This window comes from Pseudomonas sp. 1152_12 (assembly GCF_052850675.1).
Genome location: NZ_VXCW01000003.1, coordinates 266,269 through 286,870, shown reverse-complemented (window position 1 = coordinate 286,870; position 20,602 = coordinate 266,269). Strand labels below are relative to the sequence as shown.

General features: G+C 59.3%; 17 protein-coding genes. 9 read left to right on the top strand and 8 right to left on the bottom strand.

From position 1 onward, the window contains the following. Positions 1-2: 2 nt before the first annotated feature. The 3 genes from FW764_RS06685 to FW764_RS06675 all read right to left on the bottom strand — a co-directional run bounded on the left by FW764_RS06685 (position 3) and on the right by FW764_RS06675 (position 5,024). A complete protein-coding gene (locus FW764_RS06685; RefSeq protein ID WP_446433270.1) occupies positions 3-2,288 on the bottom strand; it encodes an ABC transporter permease subunit in 2,286 nt (761 codons plus the stop codon). A 209-nt stretch (positions 2,289-2,497) separates the two neighbouring features. After that, on the bottom strand, positions 2,498-3,484 hold the full coding sequence (locus tag FW764_RS06680; protein ID WP_083356071.1) for a phosphate ABC transporter substrate-binding protein PstS: 987 nt from the start codon (positions 3,482-3,484) through the stop codon (positions 2,498-2,500). Between the two features lie 250 nt (positions 3,485-3,734). Continuing rightward, positions 3,735-5,024, bottom strand: coding sequence for an MFS transporter (locus FW764_RS06675; protein WP_446433269.1), 1,290 nt, complete (start codon positions 5,022-5,024; stop codon positions 3,735-3,737). A gap of 458 nt (positions 5,025-5,482) precedes the next feature. Between FW764_RS06675 and FW764_RS06670 the strand changes: the two genes are divergently transcribed. Together FW764_RS06670 and FW764_RS06665 are read left to right on the top strand one after the other, a co-directional pair. Then, entirely contained in the window at positions 5,483-5,887 is a 405-nt protein-coding gene (locus FW764_RS06670; RefSeq protein ID WP_010566936.1) for an acyl-CoA thioesterase, read from the top strand. 57 nt (positions 5,888-5,944) lie between these two features. Next, entirely contained in the window at positions 5,945-6,844 is a 900-nt protein-coding gene (locus tag FW764_RS06665) for a D-hexose-6-phosphate mutarotase (protein WP_446433268.1), read from the top strand. Positions 6,845-6,964: 120 nt separating this feature from the next. On the opposite strand, the gene FW764_RS06660 is transcribed toward FW764_RS06665, so the two are convergent. The 4 genes from FW764_RS06660 to purE form a co-directional block, all read right to left on the bottom strand. Further along, positions 6,965-7,501, bottom strand: a complete 537-nt coding sequence (locus FW764_RS06660) for a DUF3299 domain-containing protein (RefSeq protein ID WP_041161056.1) — start codon at positions 7,499-7,501, stop codon at positions 6,965-6,967. Positions 7,502-7,578: 77 nt separating this feature from the next. Then, positions 7,579-7,824 (bottom strand): GlsB/YeaQ/YmgE family stress response membrane protein, encoded by a 246-nt coding sequence (locus FW764_RS06655; RefSeq protein WP_010168336.1) that lies wholly within the window; start codon positions 7,822-7,824, stop codon positions 7,579-7,581. Between the two features lie 106 nt (positions 7,825-7,930). Beyond that, the gene (locus FW764_RS06650; protein WP_446433267.1) at positions 7,931-9,016 is read right to left on the bottom strand and encodes a 5-(carboxyamino)imidazole ribonucleotide synthase; all 1,086 of its coding nucleotides are present in this window, start codon (positions 9,014-9,016) and stop codon (positions 7,931-7,933) included. Between the two features lie 12 nt (positions 9,017-9,028). After that, positions 9,029-9,520, bottom strand: coding sequence for a 5-(carboxyamino)imidazole ribonucleotide mutase (gene purE, locus FW764_RS06645; protein WP_003195648.1), 492 nt, complete (start codon positions 9,518-9,520; stop codon positions 9,029-9,031). 384 nt (positions 9,521-9,904) lie between these two features. Here purE and FW764_RS06640 point away from each other — a divergent pair, with 384 nt between their 5' ends. Next, positions 9,905-11,761: a hypothetical protein gene (locus FW764_RS06640; protein WP_446433266.1), complete on the top strand. Its 1,857-nt coding sequence runs from the start codon at positions 9,905-9,907 to the stop codon at positions 11,759-11,761. Between the two features lie 62 nt (positions 11,762-11,823). Here the strand turns inward: FW764_RS06640 and FW764_RS06635 are convergent, their stop codons facing one another. Continuing rightward, on the bottom strand, positions 11,824-12,735 hold the full coding sequence (locus FW764_RS06635; protein WP_446433265.1) for a LysR substrate-binding domain-containing protein: 912 nt from the start codon (positions 12,733-12,735) through the stop codon (positions 11,824-11,826). 182 nt (positions 12,736-12,917) lie between these two features. Here FW764_RS06635 and aspA point away from each other — a divergent pair, with 182 nt between their 5' ends. The 6 genes from aspA to FW764_RS06605 all read left to right on the top strand — a co-directional run bounded on the left by aspA (position 12,918) and on the right by FW764_RS06605 (position 20,538). Beyond that, the gene (gene aspA, locus FW764_RS06630; protein WP_053258714.1) at positions 12,918-14,342 is read left to right on the top strand and encodes an aspartate ammonia-lyase; all 1,425 of its coding nucleotides are present in this window, start codon (positions 12,918-12,920) and stop codon (positions 14,340-14,342) included. Between the two features lie 391 nt (positions 14,343-14,733). Next, a complete protein-coding gene (locus FW764_RS06625) occupies positions 14,734-16,185 on the top strand; it encodes an alanine/glycine:cation symporter family protein (protein WP_446433264.1) in 1,452 nt (483 codons plus the stop codon). 77 nt (positions 16,186-16,262) lie between these two features. Next, positions 16,263-17,240, top strand: coding sequence for an asparaginase (locus FW764_RS06620; RefSeq protein WP_446433263.1), 978 nt, complete (start codon positions 16,263-16,265; stop codon positions 17,238-17,240). Between the two features lie 50 nt (positions 17,241-17,290). Beyond that, positions 17,291-18,316, top strand: a complete 1,026-nt coding sequence (locus tag FW764_RS06615; RefSeq protein ID WP_446433262.1) for an AraC family transcriptional regulator — start codon at positions 17,291-17,293, stop codon at positions 18,314-18,316. Between the two features lie 99 nt (positions 18,317-18,415). Continuing rightward, positions 18,416-19,450 carry a histone deacetylase family protein gene (locus FW764_RS06610; RefSeq protein ID WP_446433261.1) on the top strand — a complete coding sequence of 345 codons (1,035 nt, stop codon included), beginning with the start codon at positions 18,416-18,418 and terminating at the stop codon, positions 19,448-19,450. Next, the gene (locus tag FW764_RS06605; protein WP_446433260.1) at positions 19,447-20,538 is read left to right on the top strand and encodes a polyamine ABC transporter substrate-binding protein; all 1,092 of its coding nucleotides are present in this window, start codon (positions 19,447-19,449) and stop codon (positions 20,536-20,538) included. Before FW764_RS06610 ends, FW764_RS06605 begins: the two co-directional genes overlap by 4 nt. The last annotated feature ends 64 nt before the right edge of the window (positions 20,539-20,602 follow it).

The following is a 20,602-nucleotide window of genomic DNA, read 5'->3' as shown; positions in this document are numbered from 1 at the left end:
TCTTAAAGCGACGAGTATTTCTTGCGCAGACGCTGACGAATCAGCTCGGCGAGGGTGTTCATGATGAAGGTGAACAGCAGCAGCACCAACGCCGAGAGGAACAGCACGCGGTAGTGGCTACCACCTACTTCCGACTCAGGCATCTCCACCGCGACGTTCGCGGCCAGCGTGCGCAGGCCTTCGAACAGGTTCATCTCCATCACCGGGGTGTTACCGGTGGCCATCAACACGATCATGGTCTCGCCGACGGCGCGGCCCATGCCGATCATCAGTGCCGAGAAAATGCCCGGGCTGGCGGTCAGGATCACCACGCGCGTCATGGTTTGCCATGGCGTGGCGCCCAAGGCCAGCGAGCCCAGGGTCAGGCCGCGCGGCACGCTGAACACGGCGTCTTCGGCGATGGAGTAGATGTTCGGGATCACCGCGAAACCCATGGCCAGACCGACCACCAGTGCGTTGCGCTGATCGTAGGTAATCCCCAGGTCGTGGGAGATCCACATGCGCATGTCACCGCCGAAGAACCAGGTTTCCAGGTACGGGCTCATGTACAGCGAGAGCCAGCCTACAAAGAGGATCACCGGGATCAGGATTGCACTTTCCCAACCATCGGGAACACGCAGGCGGATCGACTCAGGCAAGCGACTGAAGACAAAACCGGCCACCAGAATGCCAATCGGCAGCAGCATCAGCAGGCTGAAAATTCCCGGCAAATGCCCTTCCACATACGGTGCCAGGAACAGGCCGGCGAAGAAGCCGAGAATGACCGTCGGCATCGCCTCCATCAACTCGATCACCGGCTTGACCTTACGGCGCAGGCTCGGGGCCATGAAGTAGGCGGTGTAAATCGCCGCGGCAACCGCCAGTGGCGCAGCCAGCAGCATGGCGTAGAACGCGGCCTTCAATGTACCGAAGGTCAACGGCGCCAGGCTCATCTTGGGTTCGAAGTCGGTGTTGGCGGCGGTCGATTGCCAGACGTATTTAGGCTCGTCGTAGTTTTCGTACCAGACCTTGCTCCACAGCGCGCTCCAGGACACTTCCGGGTGCGGGTTGTCCAACAGCAACGGCTGCAGCTTACCGCCAGCTTCGACGATGACGCGGTTAGCGCGTGGCGACATGCCGAACACGCCTTGGCCGTCGACCACCGGGTCGACCAGCAAGGTGCGGTGCGCGGTGCTGTGAAATACGCCGAGCTTGCCGGACGCGTCGAGGGCGGTGAAGCCTTTGCGACGTTGTTCCGCAGTGATTTCAACGATTGGCGTGGTGCCCATCTGGAAAGTACGGATCTGTTTCAGGCGCTGTTCGCCGTCCGGGTCACGGGCCATGAACCATTGCGCCAGGCCGCCCTTGGAGTTACCGACGATCAGCGATATACCGCCCACCAGCTGCGTGCTGGCGGTGATTTCGGCATTGCCGTCTTCAAGGAGTTTGTAGCGACCGTTGAGGCTCTTGTCGCGCAGGCTGAATACATCAGCGAGGGCGCGGCCGTTGATCACATACAGCCACTGCTGCCGGGGGTCGATGAAGATCGCCTTCACCGGCTCAGTCATTTGCGGCAGCTCGATACGCTTCTGCTCGCTGGTGACTTCGCCAGTCATCATATTTTCTTCGCGGCTCAGGGCCAGCACGTTCAGGTGCGAACCGGCGGAGCCTGCCACTACCAGCGACGAATCGGTGGCGTTGATGGCGACGTGTTCCAGCGGGCGGCCGGCATCATCCAGCACGATCGGCGTTTCGCCGTAAGGGTATTCAACTGCCGGCGTAATGGTTTTTTTGCCGTCCGGGTAGGACACCTTATAGGTGTGGCGGAACACCAGGGACTGGCCATTCGAAAGACCCAGGATCACCAGCGGGCTGCCCGGTTGGTCTTCACCGATGGACGCAACACTCGCGCCTGCTGGCAGCGGCAAGTCGACACGCTTGAGTTCGGCCCCGGTCTCCACATTAAAGAACAGCGCCTGGCCCTTGTCGGAAACTCGCATGGCGACCTGGTTCTGTTCTTCGAGGGAGATCATCAACGGCTTGCCGGCATCCTGGAGCCAGGCGGGCGTGAGCGCATCTTCTTTGGTCAGCGAGGCACCTTGGAACAGTGGCGCGACGACGTAGGCAAGGAAGAAGAAAATCAGCGTGATAGCGCCGAGGACGGCGAGGCCGCCGATCAACACGTACCAACGCGTCAGGCGATCTTTGAGCGCGCGAATGCGGCGCTTGCGTTGCAGCTCAGGCGTATTGAAATCAATGCGCTTGGGGGGAGAAGTCGTCGTCATGGTGGAATTGGCCAGATCATTCATGCGCACACCCTAGCGATCCTGTATGACAGAAAGATGACAATGCAGTGACGCAAGAAATCCGCCGCGTAGCATGGCTGGCAGCGGACTAAAGAATTAGAGATGCAGGCGGGCTTAAGGGGTAGGGATTACTGTGGCGAGCAAGCTGCCTCGCCACAGTAATCCCGCTACCACATACCACAGGGCCCGCTGCTACACCAGGTCTTGCAGGCTTAGTTGCCTTCTTTCAAACCCAGGTCAGCCAGGGCCTTGGCGGCCACTTTGGCTGGCAGTGGGATGTAGCCGTCTTTGACTACAACTTCCTGGCCCTGTTTGGACAGAACCAGTTTCACGAACTCAGCTTCCAGCGGGGCCAGCGGCTTGTTCGGGGCTTTGTTGACGTATACGTAGAGGAAACGCGACAGCGGGTATTTGCCGTTCAGGGCGTTTTCTTCGCTGTCTTCAATGAAGTCAGTGCTGCCTTTCTTGGCCAGGGCCACGGTCTTCACGCTGGCAGTCTTGTAGCCGATGCCCGAGTAACCGATGCCGTTCAGCGAGGAGCTGATCGACTGCACGACCGAAGCCGAGCCTGGTTGTTCGTTCACGTTTGGCTTGTAGTCGCCTTTGCACAGGGCTTCTTCTTTGAAGTAGCCGTAGGTGCCGGATACCGAGTTACGACCGAACAGTTGAACCGGCTTGTTGGCCAGGTCGCCGGTCACGCCCAGATCGCCCCAGGTTTTCACGTCAGCTTTAGCGCCGCACAGACGAGTCGAGGAGAAGATCGCGTCGACCTGTTCCATGGTCAGGTGCTGGATCGGGTTGTCCTTGTGTACGAATACAGCCAGGGCATCCACAGCTACCGGGATAGCGGTTGGCTTGTAGCCGTACTTCTGCTCGAAGGCAGCCAGTTCGGTGTCCTTCATCTTGCGGCTCATCGGGCCCAGGTTGGAGGTGCCTTCAGTCAGCGCAGGTGGAGCAGTGGCGGAGCCGGCGGCCTGAATCTGGATGTTGACGTTCGGGTATTCCTTTTTATAGGACTCAGCCCACAGGGTCATCAGGTTAGCCAGAGTGTCGGAACCAACGCTGGACAGGTTGCCCGAGACACCGGTGGTCTTGGTGTACGGCGCAATTGCCGGGTCAACACCAGCGGCTACCGCGTTAGCGGTCGCAACGCCAGCAGCGACAAAAGTCATTGCCGCCATCAAACGTTTCAGTTTCATGCCTTGCTCCTAGCAGATAGGGATAGTTGGATCGGGGCCAAGTATCGGTAGGCCGTGTGAACACTCTATGTCTGGAATGTGACAATTAGATGAAAGGCCAGTATTTATGAAAAACCTGACAGGAAGGATAAAGATCAATAGATCCGGGGCTTTCGAGGAGGTTAGAGCGCTTGAAGCGGTGTTTTAGAAATACGCTGTAATCCATGACCATTCCCACACTGCTGTGTAGGAATGGTCTTCAAGCTGCGGGTTAGCGTCCGCGCTTCCACAGATACCCACCCACCAACGTCCCCATCACGCACAACACGGCGACATAGTAAGCAGGGCCCATCGGGCTTTCCTTCATCAACAGCGACACCGCCAGCGGCGTCAACCCCCCAAACACGGCGTAGGCGACGTTGTAAGAGAACGACAACCCGCTGAAACGCACCACCGGTGGGAACGCTTTCACCATCACATAAGGCACCACGCCGATCACACCGACAAACAGGCCGGTCAGGGTGTACAGCGGGAAGAGCCAGTTCGGGTGGTCAAGAAGGCTGTGGTACAGCGTCCAAGAGGTCGCCAACAGCAGTACGCAACCGCTGACCAGCACACGGCCGGCGCCAAAACGGTCGGCCAGGGCGCCGGAGGCGATGCAACCGAGGCTCAGCGCGACAATGGCCATGCTGTTGGCTTGCAGCGCGACGGTCGGGCTGAAGTGATAGACAGTTTGCAGCACCGTCGGGGTCATCAGAATAACGACCACGACGCCGGCCGACAGCAGCCAGGTCAGCAACATCGACAGCACGATGGCGCCACGGTGGTCACGCAGTACAGCGCGCAATGGCAGTTCAGCGGCCAATGTCTTGCGTTGCTGCATCTCGGCAAAGATCGGCGTTTCATGCAGCCAGCGACGCAGGTACACCGACAGCAGGCCAAACACACCGCCGAGCAAGAACGGAATACGCCAGGCGTAATCCGAGACCTGCTCCGGGCTATAGAGCGTGTTGATGGCAGTGGCCACCAGCGAACCCAGCAGGATGCCCGCAGTCAGGCCGCTGGTCAGGGTGCCGCAGGCGTAGCCGATGTGGCGCGCAGGCACGTGTTCAGAAACGAACACCCAGGCACCCGGTACTTCACCGCCAATCGCCGCGCCCTGAATGACGCGCATCAGTAGCAGCAGGATCGGCGCCCATAGGCCGATCTGCGCGTAGGTCGGCAGCAGTCCCATGATCAGGGTCGGCACGGCCATCATGAAGATGCTCAGGGTGAACATCTTCTTGCGGCCCAGCAGGTCGCCGAAGTGCGCCATGATGATGCCGCCCAGCGGGCGTGCCAGGTAACCGGCGGCGAAGATGCCGAAGGTCTGCATCATGCGCAGCCATTCGGGCATGTCGGCGGGGAAGAACAGTTTCCCGACCACGGTGGCGAAAAACACGAAGATGATGAAGTCGTAAAACTCCAGCGCCCCGCCCAAAGCAGACAGCGACAGGGTTTTGTAGTCGTTGCGGGTCAGCGGGCGCGACGGTTGCGCACTGCTTGCGGGCACGGAGGACATGGCAAGGCTTCTCTTATAGTAATCAGAACGGCAAGCCCGGGACTTGCGGCAGGTTTGGCAAGATAGCAAATCGCTTGAAAAAGCACAGCGCCTACCGAGTCACGGTTCAGAAGGGCGAAATATTCCCCATTCCTGCGCCTTCACCGCAATCAGAGAAACAGTTGCGCGAAAAAGCCGCATAACAGCCGCGATTTGCCGACCAAATGAGTGCCGGGAGGTCGTCGCGGCGCCAGCGTCTCGATATACTCGGCCCCTGCAAGCGCAAGAACCCCAGTCTTGAGGGGCTGCTGCGCCAAAACGTCGTTGGTGCCATCCAGCCGGTTTGGCAGAGTTTCCCTTTTAGTACGCCTTACGAGAAACGCATCGAGCGGTGTATGTTGGTGCTGAAACGTTTTTCCAGAAGACGGCTATCCACTTGAACTACCCATGAAGCGTCACGGGTCAGAGGCACCCTCGGCATGATCGAACTCGAACAAGAAGATCCTATCCCGCAAGGCGATCTCGCCCTGCAAATCACCGCGTTGCCGCGTGAAACCAACGGTTTTGGCGATATTTTCGGTGGCTGGCTGGTCTCACAGATGGACTTGGCCGGCACGGCCATGGCCAGCAAGGTTGCCGGTGGGCGTGTCGCCACCGTGGCGATTGATCGCATGGCGTTCCTGGTGCCGGTGGCTGTGGGCGCGCAATTGTCTTTCTACACCCAGGCTCTGGAAATCGGCCGCAGCTCGATCCAGATGATGGTCGAAGTGTGGAGCGACGACCCGCTGTCCAGCGAATGGCGCAAGGTGACCGAAGCGGTATTTGTGTTCGTCGCTATCGACGGCAGTGGCCGCACGCGCTCGGTGCCATCGCGCGCGCGTTAAACATCGCGGGGTTTTGACGGTCAATTGCCCCATTGCCTGCCATAAAGAGTGCTTTGTATGCCTACGCCCCACGTTGAAACCGTGAAAGTCGACGAGCTGGACTGCTGGCGCATCCGCCACAACGGCGCCGAACTGATGGTGGCCCAACAGGGCGCGCATATCTTCAGTTACCAGCGAGAGGGCGAGCAGCCAGTCATCTGGCCGAACCCTGAGGCGCTGTTCAAGCAGGGCAAAGGCATTCGTACCGGCGTGCCGCTGTGCTGGCCGTGGTTTGGCGTATTCGACCGCAACCCGCAAAGCGTGAAGGCGATGCGCCAAAGCGACCAACCCGCTGGTGCCCATGGTTTTGTGCGCACGGCACTGTGGGAATTGGCTGCGACCGAACTCGAAGGCGATGCATTGCGCGTAGACCTGGTACTGCCGGTACCTGAGGGCGGCTTCCCTGCTTGGCCGCATCAAGTCGGCCTGAAGCTGAGCTTGCTGCTGGACGATCAACTGCATATTCGCCTGACCAGCCACAACCGTGGCAGCGACACCGTCACGCTCAGCCAGGCGCTGCACACCTATTTCGCCGTGAGCGACGTGCGCAATGTGCAGGTTGAAGGCCTGGACAGGCTGGCGTATATCGACACCGCCGACGGCTGGAGCCCCCAACAGCAATCCGGCCTGCTGCACTTCAACGCCGAGACCGACCGTATCTACCTGGACACCCCGGTGCAGTTGAACATTGTCGATAAAGGTTGGCAGCGCCGCCTCCAACTGACCAGCCAAGGCTCGAAGTCGACCGTGATCTGGAACCCATGGACCGAACGCGCCAAGGCTTTCGACGACATGGCCGACGATGGCTGGCAGAGCATGCTGTGCATCGAGACCGCGAATGTGCTGGATGATGTGGTGAGCTTGGCGCCGGGAGAAAGCCATACGCTTGGCGTGAGCATCACAGCCGTCGCTCTGTAAGCCCAATCAAAAATGTGGGAGGGGGCTTGCTCCCGATAGCAGGGTATCAGTCGATATAACGTTGACTGAACCACCGCCATCGGGAGCAAGCCCCCTCCTACATTGGGTTATATGTAGTGCTTACAGATCCGATTCCTTCACCACCCGCACCTTCCCCGCATCCAGCGCGTAGGCCGCATCGGCCAAATCGTTATTCACCTTCTCGACCTTCAACGTGCCCGTGACCCACAGCGGCGTGTAGATATCATCCAGCTTCAGCCCCTTGGGATAGCGCACCAGCACCAACTGGTTAGGCGGCGGTGGCGGCACGTGGATGCAGGCGCCTGGGTACGGCACGAGGAAGAACAACGTGCTGCGGCCCTTGGCATCGGTTTCCAGCGGTACCGGGTAGCCGCCGATGCGGATGTTCTTACCGTTCATGGCAGCCACGGTTTTGGTCGAATACATCACCGCAGGCAAGCCTTTGCTTTGCTTCAAGCCACCTTTGTCGGTGAATGTGCCTTGAGCTTCGGGGGAGTTGTGGTCGATCTCGGGCATAGCCTCGAGCGCTTTCTGGTCCGACAGCGGCATCAGGTCAAGCCAGTCGGTTTCCGGCAGTTCGCCAGCGTGCGCCAGGCCAGAGCCCAGCAAGAGAAGAGTCAACAGAAAACGGCGCATGGAAAGACTCGGCAAGTACAAGTGGCGAGCATTCTAGCCCTCTGCGCCTGCGCAGCGCAGAGGGCTGTGTCGCTAAATTATTTTTTTCGCAACAGGCCGTAGATCACCAGCAGCACGATGGCGCCGATCAGCGCGCCGATAAAGCCAGCGCCCTGGCCCGCTTGGTAAATGCCCAGGGCCTGACCACCGTAGGTGGCGACCAAGGAGCCTGCAATACCCAGCAGGATGGTCATGATCCAGCCCATGCTGTCGTCGCCAGGCTTGAGGAAGCGCGCGAGCAGACCGACGATCAGGCCGATAAAGATGGTTCCGATGATACCCATGGCATTCCCCTCTGATTAAATGTGAGCCATGCCAAAGCCTAGTCAGGCTTTGGCATCCTGCAATCAGAGAGACGACGGTGACCAATGGTTCCCGCCGACCCGAGGGTTATTGCTCGGCAATCAGCGCTTCGACCTTGAGGATCTGCGCTTGTAGAGTCGCTCGGTCTTTACAGCGCAGGTTGGCGTGACCGACCTTGCGCCCTGCCTTGAAGGCTTTACCGTAGTGGTGCAGGTGGCAATCATCGATCGCAATCACGCGCTCAACCGGCGGCACAACGCCGATGAAGTTGAGCATGGCGCTCTCGCCGACCTTGGCCGTGGAGCCCAACGGCAAGCCCGCCACCGCACGCAGGTGGTTTTCGAACTGGCTGCACTCGGCGCCTTCGGTAGTCCAGTGCCCGGAGTTGTGCACGCGCGGGGCGATTTCGTTGGCCTTGAGGCCACCGTCGACTTCAAAGAACTCAAACGCCATCACGCCGACGTAATCCAGTTGCTTGAGCACACGGCTGGAATAGTCTTCGGCCAGGGCCTGCAGCGGGTGGTCCGTGCTGGCCACGGACAGCTTGAGAATGCCGCTGTCGTGGGTGTTGTGCACCAACGGGTAGAAGCGGGTTTCGCCGTCACGGGCGCGCACGGCAATCAGCGAGACTTCACCGGTGAACGGCACAAAGCCTTCCAGCAAGCAGGCGACGCTGCCCAGTTCGGCAAAGGTACCGATCACATCGGCGGCGGTGCGCAGGACTTTCTGGCCCTTGCCGTCGTAACCCAGAGTACGGGTCTTCAGCACAGCCGGCAGGCCGATGCTGGCCACAGCAGCGTCCAGGTCAGCCTGGGATTGGATGTCGGCGAAGGCCGGGGTCGGAATGCCCAGATCCTTGAACATGCTCTTTTCAAACCAGCGGTCGCGAGCGATGCGCAACGCATCAGCACTCGGGTACACCGGTACGAACTGCGACAGGAAGGCTACGGTTTCGGCCGGGACGCTTTCGAACTCGAACGTCACCAAGTCGACTTCATCGGCCAGTTGGCGTAGATGGTCCAGGTCGCTGTAGTCAGCGCGCAAGTGTTCACCGAGGGCTGCCGCACAAGCGTCCGGCGCCGGGTCCAGGAAAGCGAAGTTCATCCCCAGCGGGGTTCCCGCCAAAGCCAGCATGCGACCCAGTTGGCCGCCACCGATTACACCGATTTTCATCAATCAATAACCTCAGGCGATGCGTGGGTCTGGATTGTCCAGGACGCTGTCTGTCTGCTCAGCACGGAATTTTTTCAGCACCGCGTGGAACTGCGGGTGCTTGGCACCCAGGATGCTGGCGGACAACAAGGCGGCGTTGATCGCGCCGGCCTTGCCGATCGCCAGGGTCGCCACCGGGATACCGGCCGGCATCTGCACGATGGACAACAGCGAGTCCACGCCCGAGAGCATCGACGACTGCACCGGCACACCGAGCACCGGCAGGTGGGTCTTGGCCGCACACATGCCTGGCAGATGCGCCGCACCGCCAGCACCGGCGATGATCACCTCGATGCCACGGGATTCTGCTTCATCGGCATACTGGAACAGCAAATCCGGGGTGCGGTGGGCAGAGACCACTTTCACTTCATACGGAATGCCGAGTTTTTCCAGCATATCGGCGGTGTGGCTAAGGGTGGACCAATCGGACTTGGAGCCCATGATCACGCCAACCAATGCACTCATCGTCGTGCCTCTTCTCTCTGGGCGCCCGCAGGCGCGTCAAAAAACAACAAGCCACGCGGGAAATCCGGCGTGGCTTGTTGTACGAATTAAGGCCGGTTGGACCGGCCGAAGGCCGCGCAGTATACCGTAATAAAATAGATAAACAGCCCCCTTGGCGACCATCTGTCTTGCCGAGTTAAAACCCAATCTTCTGACTCAAAAGTCAATACATTCGGCACCCCGAGAAAGCCAACCAGTTCCCACTGCTTTTTATTCGCTGATTGAAGAAAATCACTACATCAAACAAACACTATTCATCGAGGCAATCAATAAAAGAGTCCTTATTCTCGTCATGTCCATGCAGCGCTATTTGCATGGCCCTGGAAACTATTAAGGACGATAAGCATGACTGAACTTACACAACAAACCCACGCACTGCCTTTACCTGAGGACATCGGCACGTTGGCGGCCCCTGTGCCCGCAATGATATTGAATAGTCTGCACGAAAACGCAAAACATACGCTGAGCGCAGCCTTCGATTTCGTACGCATGGCCTTCACCTCGCTGGATGAGGCCATCAAGCCTTTTGTAAGCGAAGCAACGCCAGATGAGATTTTTTACCTGACGCCGCAACAACTTGAAGCTGGCATACGCGTGCCGACGCCCAATAAACTCTCACCGGTTATCGAGTCAGCAGTATTCATAACGGCTACGCGGACTAACTACACGAGAGACTGTGTGTTTTTTGGCTACAAAAATGAAAAACTCCGCCGGCTGTCCGCGCCTTATCAGCGCGTACTCGAAGAGGTGATATTTAAGATTCAGGGTGTGCAGTACTACCTGGATAGCATCGATCATTTTTGGAATGCCTCGCACCCTTTCTCACCGTTGACTAATAAAGAATACATGGCTCGGTCAATGGCGGCCCAGTTGCAATGCGCAAGCAGCATAAGAAGAGAAGACCACTCTCTCACCTTAGAAAGTGTCGACTTGATACTGCGCCTTGCCCACCCCACTCTAAAACCTGCTGCTCACTTTTACCGGGTGGCGCTCACTCAGTCGGCGCACAACACCAACATTGCGCTCATCGGGGTGTTTCTGATCTCGACAAAAGCTGAGGATTTTGCCGGCGAGGTAAACCCCTGCGTGTTGTATGTGCCAGGTACGGAAATACAACAATTTGACGCTATCGCTTCGATGAAAACCTACCTGGCGACTTACCTGATAAACCCTACTGTGTCACCGAACCCACTGCCCTTTTGCGTCGCCCTGCCCCAGCGAAGCGTACTGCGCAACCTGACCCATCGCGGGGCATTGGATGAGCACAGCATCACCTTGACGCCTGTACCCGTGAGCCCTGAATTTTTCAGCGACCACATCCAATGGTTGATAGATCAACAAAAACACGACATCACCTATATGTGGTCGCAGACGGAGTTCCCGGCAGACTTACCGGGATTTGTGCCCCGCTACTCTATCAATCGCCAAGCCTTCGAATTTTTCGGCGACACCGTAAAGAACCACGCGATACCTGCATTGGATGCCTGGCGGAAAAACAGGATACCCACCGTTTTACCTGAACACCCACAAACCGTTGAGCCAGAAGAAACTCCAGCCGTTATAACACCCACCCTCGAAAAAAAATTAAAGCCTATTAAGCTGCATGTCATTATTCATCGGGATCTGGAAACTGACTGGACGGACATCTTGCTCGGACTGTTCTCTGTATCGAGTTTAAGAACTTATACATTTGACTCAATAAAAAATGATTATTTTTCCTGGCTGATCGATGAACTTGAAACGCTCTCAGACCGTAAAGTCGAAATAATCCAAATCACAAAAGAGGAGGCTCCCGAGCTCTACACGTTCGATTACTCTTCAGACAAATCTGAAGACTCTATTACCCGATGGACAGAAGCAGTCACCCTATTTCTGCAGACAACATCACGCCCCTCCTCACCGCTCGACAAGTTTATCCTGCTCACTCGCAACGCCGTAGTCCCGGGCCGAATAAATGGCGTTGCAAATGACAGTGGTGGGCAATTTGCAATCGCAACATTGAACAACTTCAGGACCGCCGCACATGAAGTAGGACACTTGCTTGACGCGCGTCATGAGGCGGGAGAAATCATTTACAACGGTTGGTGGAGCGAGACACTCATGACAGAGTACGATTCTTTTTCAACCTTTCGCACAATCGCCTATCGCTTCAGCGATCAGAACAGAGAGCGCATCAAGAATTATCTCAAGCCATTCGATTGATTAGCTCGGCTGCTCAGCCGCCTACAGGCGTGAAGACCAGAACATAGCGGCCTTCACCCTCTTCACGCTGCAGGACTCGCCGCCCCGCCTTCCAGCTTGCGCCACAACAACCGCACGTTCGCCTTACGCACCAACGCGCAGCGATACAGACGAATCTCCAGCGGCACATGCCATTGCGAACCGCCGCACACCACCAACTCGCCTCGCGCCAATTCCGCCCGCACACTCAGTTGCGGCACCCAGGCGATGCCCAGCCCTTCCAGGGCCATGCTCTTGAGGCTGTCGGCCATGGCGGTTTCATAGATGGTGGTAAAGCGCAGTGCGCGTTGGCGCAGCAGCAGGTTCACCGAACGCCCCAGAAAGGCGCCGGCACTGTAGGCCAACAGCGGCACACTGCCCTCGCCTTCCAGGTCGAACAACGGCTTGCCGTCGGCATCGGCAGCGCACACCGGGAGCATTTCGGTATTGCCCAAGTGCAGCGAGGGGAAGATCTCCGGATCCATCTGCATGGCGGCATCCGGGTCGTAGAACGCCAGCATCAAATCGCAGCCGCCTTCACGCAGGGCGTGCACGGCGTCACCGACGTTGGTGGCGACCAGCCGTGTAGCGATATTCAGCCCTTCGTTGCGCAGTTGCGCGATCCAGCGTGGGAAGAAGCCCAATGCCAAAGAGTGAGCGGCCGCCACTTGCATGACTTCGCCCTGCCCGCCTTCCAGGTGATGTAAATGGCGCAGCACTTCACCGAGTTGCTCGACCACCGTGCGTGCAGTCACCAGGAACAACTGCCCCGCCGCCGTCAGCTCGACTGGCGTGCGCGAGCGGTTGACCAGCGTCAAGCCCAGCGCAGCTTCCAGGCTGCGAATACGACGGCTGAACGCTGGCTGGGTAACAAAGCGCCGCTCTGCCGCCTGGGAAAAGCTGCGAGTTGCCGCCAAGGCGCTGAAGTCTTCCAGCCATTTGCTCTCAAGGTTCATCACTTCCTCCCACCGGTACGCACCATTTTGGCACACACGCCCGCCATGATAGCTGGGTCACACCTACATTATGCCGTTTGCGCATAGGCCAGTGTTTAACAGCATTGGCCCAAAAAAACCCAAAAGCCTAGCATTCGCAGCGTTCCGGCCAGTTCCGGGTCCCTATCGAGATGATTTCCGTCATGTCCTCCGCTGCATCATTCCGCACAGAAAAAGACCTGCTTGGCGTACTTGAAGTACCTGCTCAAGCGTATTACGGCATCCAGACCCTGCGAGCGGTGAATAACTTCCGCCTCTCGGGCGTTCCGATTTCGCATTACCCGAAATTGGTGGTCGGCCTGGCAATGGTCAAGCAAGCAGCCGCTGACGCCAACCGCGAGTTGGGCCAGCTCAGCGAAGCCAAGCACGCCGCCATCAGCGAAGCCTGTGCCCGCCTGATCCGCGGCGATTTCCACGAAGAATTCGTGGTGGACATGATTCAAGGCGGCGCCGGCACTTCAACCAACATGAATGCCAACGAAGTCATCGCCAACATCGCGTTGGAGGCCATGGGCCACAACAAGGGTGAATATCAGTACCTGCACCCCAACAACGACGTGAACATGGCGCAGTCGACCAACGACGCCTACCCGACCGCGATCCGTTTGGGTCTGCTGCTGGGCCATGACGCGCTGCTCGCCAGCCTCGACAGCCTGATCCAGGCGTTCGCCGCCAAGGGCGTCGAGTTCAGCCACGTGCTGAAAATGGGCCGCACCCAATTGCAAGACGCCGTGCCGATGACCCTCGGCCAGGAATTCCGTGCCTTCGCCACCACTCTCGGTGAAGACTTGGCGCGCCTGAAAACCCTGGCGCCAGAGCTGTTGACCGAAGTGAACCTGGGCGGCACCGCCATCGGCACCGGCATCAACGCCGACCCGCGTTACCAGGCCTTGGCTGTACAACGCCTGGCGCTGATCAGCGGCCAGCCGCTGGTACCGGCTGCCGACTTGATCGAAGCCACCTCCGACATGGGCGCCTTCGTGCTGTTCTCCGGCATGCTCAAGCGTACTGCGGTGAAGCTGTCGAAGATCTGCAACGACCTGCGCCTGCTGTCCAGCGGCCCACGCACCGGTATCAACGAGATCAACCTGCCGGCACGCCAGCCAGGCAGCTCGATCATGCCCGGCAAGGTCAACCCGGTGATTCCGGAAGCTGTTAACCAGGTGGCGTTCCAAGTCATCGGTAACGACCTGGCCCTGACCATGGCAGCCGAAGGCGGCCAACTGCAGTTGAACGTGATGGAGCCGCTGATCGCGTTCAAGATCTTCGACTCGATCCGCCTGCTGCAACGCGCCATGGACATGCTGCGCGAACACTGCATCGTCGGCATCACCGCCAACGAAGCCCGTTGCCGCGAACTGGTGGAGCATTCCATCGGACTGGTGACCGCGCTAAACCCGTACATCGGCTATGAAAACGCCACCCGCATTGCGCGTATCGCCCTTGAGAGCGGCCGCGGCGTGCTGGAACTGGTGCGCGAAGAAGGCTTGCTCGACGACGCCATGCTCGACGACATCCTGCGCCCCGAAAACATGATTGCCCCACGTTTGGTCCCGCTGAAGGCCTAACGTTTGTTGCACCGCTCACCAGGCTGAGGGACTAGACACCTCTCACCTTTTGAGGGCCTGAAGGCTCGTTCTTCAGGCCCTTTTTTTTGCCTCAAGGTTGTGAAATGACGCCCATAAAAACTCCAATATCGCCCTGCAAACCCACCTTGCCTGCCACCGTTTGGCTGAAACCTTTAATCGCCCCGTGCAGACGGATCACGCTTGCCTAGGTATAGTGCCGCCCCTCTCGCGTCTGCGGCCGTCGGTAACGAGGCCCGGGTACAACGCGAAACCGCATGAATAACAACACCCGCAAAAGGATTAGGGTCCAAGCGTCGTGCACTGCCTGGTGCTGAGCGATGCGTTGGTCCGTCCTGCGTTTGCCATTAGAAAAATCAGCGAGGAACACTCCATGCTTGAAGTCATCAACGACTTCCTCTCAGGGAAAGTACTGATCGTGCTCATTGTCGGGCTCGGCGGTTATTTCACGATCCGCTCGCGTTTCGTTCAATTGCGTCACTTTTTCCACATGTTCTCGGTGTTTAAAGACAGCCTCAAGAGCAGCGCCGGCCAACTCAGCTCCTTCCAGGCGCTGATGCTCAGCCTGGCGGGCCGCGTGGGTGCAGGTAACATCGCCGGTGTCGGCATTGCCGTGACCCTGGGTGGCCCGGGTGCCGTATTCTGGATGTGGGTCACCGCGCTGGTGGGCATGTCTTCGAGCTTTATCGAGTGCTCCCTCGGTCAGTTGTACAAACGTACCGACGCTGAAGGCACCTACCGTGGTGGCCCGGCTTATTACATTCAGCACGGCCTGCACAAACGCTGGCTGGGTATGGTCATGGCGTTCCTGTTGCTGGTGACCTTCGGATTCGCCTTCAACGGCCTGCAAGCTCACGCCGTCACGCACTCGCTGAACAACGCGTTTGGCCTCGACACCACTTACACCGGCCTCGCGCTGGCGGTATTGCTGGGCCTGGTGTTCATCGGTGGGATCAAGCGCATCGCCTCGATTGCCGACCTGCTGGTGCCGGTCAAGACCCTGGTCTACATCGCCGTGACCCTGTACGTGATCGTGCTGCAATTCGACCACGTGCCGGCCATGCTCGCGACCATCGTCAAGAGCGCTTTCGGCCTCGACCAAGCCTTCGGTGGCTTGGTGGGCAGCGCGATCATCATGGGCGTGAAGCGCGGCGTGTTCGCCAACGAAGCCGGTTTGGGCAGTGCGCCTAACGTGGCCGCAGTGGCTTCGGTAGAACACCCGATCGCCCAAGGTGTGGTGCAAGCGTTCAGCGTGTTCCTCGACACCTTCGTGATCTGCACCTGCACCGCCTTGCTGATCCTGCTCTCCGGTTTCTACACCCCAGGCTTTGAAGGCGACGGCATTGCCCTGACCCAGAACTCCCTGGCGGCCGTAGTCGGCGACTGGGGCCGGATGTTTATCTCGGTGGCCCTGGCGTTGTTCGTGTTCACCTCGATCATGTACAACTACTACTTGGGCGAGAGCAACCTGCGCTTCCTGGTCGGCAATAACCGCAAGGTGCTGATGGGCTATCGCGCGCTGGTGCTGGTGCTGATTTTCTGGGGTTCCATCGAGAACCTGAGCACCGTATTCGCCTTCGCCGACATCACCATGACCCTGCTCGCGTTCGTCAACCTGTTCGCCCTGGCGTTCCTGTTCAAGATCGCCATGCGCATCCTGAATGACTACGACGGCCAGCGGGCTGCGGGCATCAAGACGCCAGTGTTCGATTCCAGCAAGTTCCCTGACCTGGACCTGGACCGCAAGGCCTGGCCTGCGAACCCGGTGAAGCCTGAGCCAGCCGCTCAAGCATCGGCTGAGCTGAGCGCTCAAACGCAACGCTAAGCCTAGATAGATGACACGCCGCCCGGCCTTGGGCATGCTCTGGGCCCGGCGGCGTTTTTCGTTCAGGAGATTGTTTGATGCAACCAGCTAACACCCTCATGGTGCTCTACACCGGTGGCACCATCGGCATGCAGGCCAGCGCCAATGGCCTGGCGCCTGCGTCGGGTTTCGAAGCGCGCATGCGCGAACAACTTGCCAACGTGCCAGTGCCCGACTGGCACTTTCGCGAAATGTCGCCACTGATCGACAGCGCCAACATGACCCCGGCCTATTGGCAGCGCCTGCGCGCCGCCGTGGTCGAGGCCGTGGATGAGGGCTGCGACGCGGTGCTGATCCTGCACGGCACCGACACCCTGGCCTACAGCGCAGCGGCCATGAGCTTCCAGTTGCTGGGGCTACCGGCGCCGGTGGTGTTCACCGGCTCCATGTTGCCAGCCGGCGTGCCCGACAGTGATGCCTGGGAAAACGTCAGCGGCGCCCTGCAAGCCTTGGGCGAAGGCCTGGCACCGGGCGTGCACCTGTACTTTCACGGCGCGCTGATGGCGCCGACCCGATGCGCAAAAATCCGCAGCTTCGGCCGCCATCCATTTGCCGCATTGCAACGCCACGGCGGCGTAGCCAAGGCCGATGCACTTCCAGCAACCCTGGATTATCGCCAACCCAAGGCCCTGGCCAACGTCGGCGTATTGCCGCTGGTGCCGGGTATCGCTGCCGGACAACTGGATGCGTTGATCGACAGTGGCATCCAGGCATTGATCCTCGAATGTTTCGGCAGCGGCACCGGGCCCAGCGATAACCCGGCGTTCCTCGCCAGCCTCGAGCGTGCACAGGCGCTGAACGTGGTCGTGGTGGCAATCACCCAATGCCATGAAGGCGGCGTGGAGCTGGACGTGTACGAAGCCGGCAGCCGTCTGCGCGGCGTGGGCGTGCTGTCCGGTGGCGGCATGACCCGCGAAGCGGCGTTCGGCAAGTTGCAGGCCCTGCTCGGTGCCGGGCTTGCGACCAGCGAAGTGCGCCGCCTGGTGGAACTGGACCTGTGCGGCGAACTGAGCTGACCGGCATGTAACTTGCTCGACTTCCAGCCATCCCTTGGCTGGAAGTTCCCATGCTGCACTCCCACCTCACCACCCTCAATGCCGTCTCTTTGGTGCTCAATACCTTCAAGGCCGAAGGTTTGCCTTTTGAAGCGCTGCTGGCCGGCAGTGGTATCTGCGCGGCGGACCTGAGCCGCTCCGACACACGCATCACCACCAACCAGGAAATGCGCGTGTGCGCTAACGCCGTGGCCCTGCGCCAGGATGTTGGCCTGGAGCTGGGCCGTCAGATGCATGTTTCAGCCTACGGCATGCTCGGTTACGCGCTGCTCACCAGTGCCACCTTCGGTGACGCTTTACGCCTGGCGCTGCGTTATCCGGCGCTATTGGGAACACTATTCGAGCTGAGCCTGGAAGCGGACGGTGAGCGCATCTGGTTCACCGCCAGCGACTACCGCGAACATCCCGCGCTGAAAATGTTCAACGTCGAACTGTGCCTGGCCTCGCTCAAGGTGATCTGCGACGACCTGCTTGGCCAGCCCCTGCCGCTGCTCGTCGCGCGGTTTGAACATGACGCCCCGGACTACCGCACCCGCTACGCAGAACGTTTTCCTTGCCCGTTGCAGTTTCAGGCCACCACCAATGCCTTTGCGTTCGACAGACATTGGCTCGACCAGCCGCTGCCGTTGGCTGACGCGGTTACCCACCTGGCCATGGCTGAGCGCTGCCGCAAACAGAACCTGGAGTTCACCGGACGCCAAGCCTGGCTAGGCAGGATTCGCCAACTGCTCACCACCCAACTCAATGCCGCGCCCGGCCTGGAAGGCCTGGCCGAGCAGATGAACTGTTCGGCGCGCACCCTGCGCCGCCATCTGCATAACCTGGGCAGCAGCTATCAGGAACTGCTGGACGAGCTGCGCTTCGAGCGTGCCAAGCAGTGGCTGACTGAAGAGCAATGGCCGATTTACCAAATTGCCGAGGCGCTGGGGTTCAGCGAGACCGCCAGTTTCAGACATGCGTTTGTGCGTTGGAGTGGCCTGGCACCGAGCCAATTTCGCCCGCGACGCCCCATTGAGGAGCGAATTCCGGACAGATAATTTGGCCGTATTTATCCCCTTTTGGCCGCTCCTGCCGTTTTCATAAACACGGCCCGCCGCAAGACTGAACCCACCGATACAGCCTGCGGAGAACAACAAATGCTGACGATCTACTCGGACGACCATCACCTGCATCACGGTCGTTGTGAATTGATGGACGGGCAGCTGATGCCCTGCTTCGAAATGCCGTCGCGCGCCGACCATGTGCTGCAACGCGTCAAGGACCGCCAACTGGGCCCGGTGCAGGCGCCGCAGGACTTTGGCCTGGCACCGCTACAACGCATTCATAGTCGCGACTACCTGAACTTCTTCAAAGGTGCCTGGGAACGCTGGACCGAGTTCGGCCAGGACGGCGACCTGCTGCCCTATACTTGGCCCGCCCGTACGCTGCGCCGGGTGTTGCCCACCAGCCTGCACGGCCAGTTGGGCTATTACAGTTTTGACGGCGGCGCCCCGATCACGGCCGGCACCTGGCAAGCCGCCTACAGCGCGGCCCAGGTCGCACTGACCGCGCAACAAGCAATCATGCAAGGTGCGAACGCCGCCTTCGCCCTGTGCCGCCCGCCGGGCCATCACGCCGCTAGCGATTTGATGGGCGGTTATTGCTACCTCAATAACGCGGCCATTGCCGCCCAGGCATTTCTCGACCAAGGCCATAGAAAGGTCGCGATACTCGATGTGGATTACCACCACGGCAATGGCACCCAATCGATTTTCTATGCACGTAGCGACGTGCTCTTCACCTCGATCCATGGCCACCCGGAAGCGGAGTTTCCGTTTTTCCTGGGGTATGCCGACGAGCTGGGAGAAGGTACAGGTGAAGGTTTCAACTTCAACTATCCGCTGCCGGCAGGTTCCGACTGGGACCGTTGGAGCGCTGCACTCGAAGAAGCTTGCCAACAGATCGAGCGCTACGGCGCCGACGTGATCGTGGTGTCACTGGGCGTGGACACCTTCAAGGACGACCCGATCTCACAATTCAAGCTCGACAGCCCGGACTATCTGGCGATGGGCGCACGCATCGCCCACTTAGGCAAACCGACGCTGTTTGTCATGGAAGGCGGCTACGCCGTGGAAGAAATCGGCGTCAACGCCGTCAACGTTCTCGAAGGTTTTGCGGAGCCCGCCCAATGAACATGCTCAAGTCACTCGTCCTCTGTGCAGCCGTTCTCGGCGGCGCAGCTCACGCCGAAGAGAAAACGCTGAAAGTCTACAACTGGTTCGACTACATCACGCCCAAGGCTCTTGAAGACTTCAAGGCACAAAACCCCAAGATCAAACTGGTGTACGACATCTTCGACACCAACGAAGCCTTGGAGGCCAAGCTGCTCACCGGCAACTCCGGCTATGACGTGGTGGTGCCGTCCAATGTGTTCCTGGCCAAGCAGATCGAAGCCGGCGTGTTCCAGCCGTTGGACCGCAGCCAGATACCCAACTGGAACCACCTCGACCCCAAGCTGATGAAGCTGATCGAAGCCAACGACCCGGGCAATAAATTCGCCGTGCCTTACATGTACGGCACGATCCTCATCGGCTTCAACCCGGTTAAGGTCAAGGCGGCGCTGGGCGATAAGGCGCCGGTCGACAGCTGGGACCTGATCTTCAAGGAGGAGAACATCAGCAAGCTCAAGCAATGCGGTGTGGCGTTGCTGGATTCACCTTCGGAGATCCTGCCCCTGGCCTTGCAGCACCTGGGCCTGGACCCCAACAGCAGCAACCCCAAGGACTACGTCAAGGCCGAAGCATTGCTGATGAAAATTCGCCCGTATATCACCTACTTCCACTCCTCCAAATACATGGCTGATATCGCCAACGGCGACATCTGCGTGGCCGTCGGTTATTCGGGGAGTTTTTCCCAGGCCGCCAACCGTGCTAAAGAGGCCAAAAATGGCGTGACTGTGGACATGCGCCTGCCCAAAGAAGGCGCGCCGATCTGGTTCGACATGCTCGCCATTCCCAAGGGCGCGCAAAACCCGCGGGACGCCTACACCTTTATCAACTACCTGCTGCAACCCCAGGTAATCGCGCCGATCAGCGACTTTGTCGGCTACCCCAACCCGAACAAGGACGCCACCGGATTGGTCGACCTGGCCATCCGCGACAACCCAAACCTATACCCCACTGAAGCCGCCATGGCCACGCTCTACACCCTCAAACCCCTGGGCCGTGAGGCCGAGCGCGCCCGGACCCGGGCCTGGACCAAGATCAAGTCCGGTACTTGATCCCGAGCGGGGCGGGCGGGCTCGCCCCCTATTTATCTACCGTCCTCACCACATCCGGACTCAT

Bases quoted from the DNA above. Each gene is read 5' to 3' on its own strand.
- FW764_RS06615 (WP_446433262.1), top strand. From the start codon at position 17,291: ATGCTGCACTCCCACCTCACCACCCTCAATGCCGTCTCTTTGGTGCTC.
- FW764_RS06635 (WP_446433265.1), bottom strand. From the start codon at position 12,735: ATGAACCTTGAGAGCAAATGGCTGGAAGACTTCAGCGCCTTGGCGGCA.
- FW764_RS06625 (WP_446433264.1), top strand. From the start codon at position 14,734: ATGCTTGAAGTCATCAACGACTTCCTCTCAGGGAAAGTACTGATCGTG.
- FW764_RS06660 (WP_041161056.1), bottom strand. From the start codon at position 7,501: ATGCGCCGTTTTCTGTTGACTCTTCTCTTGCTGGGCTCTGGCCTGGCG.
- FW764_RS06650 (WP_446433267.1), bottom strand. From the start codon at position 9,016: ATGAAAATCGGTGTAATCGGTGGCGGCCAACTGGGTCGCATGCTGGCT.
- FW764_RS06640 (WP_446433266.1), top strand. From the start codon at position 9,905: ATGACTGAACTTACACAACAAACCCACGCACTGCCTTTACCTGAGGAC.
- FW764_RS06685 (WP_446433270.1), bottom strand. From the start codon at position 2,288: ATGAATGATCTGGCCAATTCCACCATGACGACGACTTCTCCCCCCAAG.
- aspA (WP_053258714.1), top strand. From the start codon at position 12,918: ATGTCCTCCGCTGCATCATTCCGCACAGAAAAAGACCTGCTTGGCGTA.
- FW764_RS06655 (WP_010168336.1), bottom strand. From the start codon at position 7,824: ATGGGTATCATCGGAACCATCTTTATCGGCCTGATCGTCGGTCTGCTC.
- purE (WP_003195648.1), bottom strand. From the start codon at position 9,520: ATGAGTGCATTGGTTGGCGTGATCATGGGCTCCAAGTCCGATTGGTCC.
- FW764_RS06665 (WP_446433268.1), top strand. From the start codon at position 5,945: ATGCCTACGCCCCACGTTGAAACCGTGAAAGTCGACGAGCTGGACTGC.
- FW764_RS06605 (WP_446433260.1), top strand. From the start codon at position 19,447: ATGAACATGCTCAAGTCACTCGTCCTCTGTGCAGCCGTTCTCGGCGGC.
- FW764_RS06610 (WP_446433261.1), top strand. From the start codon at position 18,416: ATGCTGACGATCTACTCGGACGACCATCACCTGCATCACGGTCGTTGT.
- FW764_RS06620 (WP_446433263.1), top strand. From the start codon at position 16,263: ATGCAACCAGCTAACACCCTCATGGTGCTCTACACCGGTGGCACCATC.
- FW764_RS06680 (WP_083356071.1), bottom strand. From the start codon at position 3,484: ATGAAACTGAAACGTTTGATGGCGGCAATGACTTTTGTCGCTGCTGGC.
- FW764_RS06670 (WP_010566936.1), top strand. From the start codon at position 5,483: ATGATCGAACTCGAACAAGAAGATCCTATCCCGCAAGGCGATCTCGCC.
- FW764_RS06675 (WP_446433269.1), bottom strand. From the start codon at position 5,024: ATGTCCTCCGTGCCCGCAAGCAGTGCGCAACCGTCGCGCCCGCTGACC.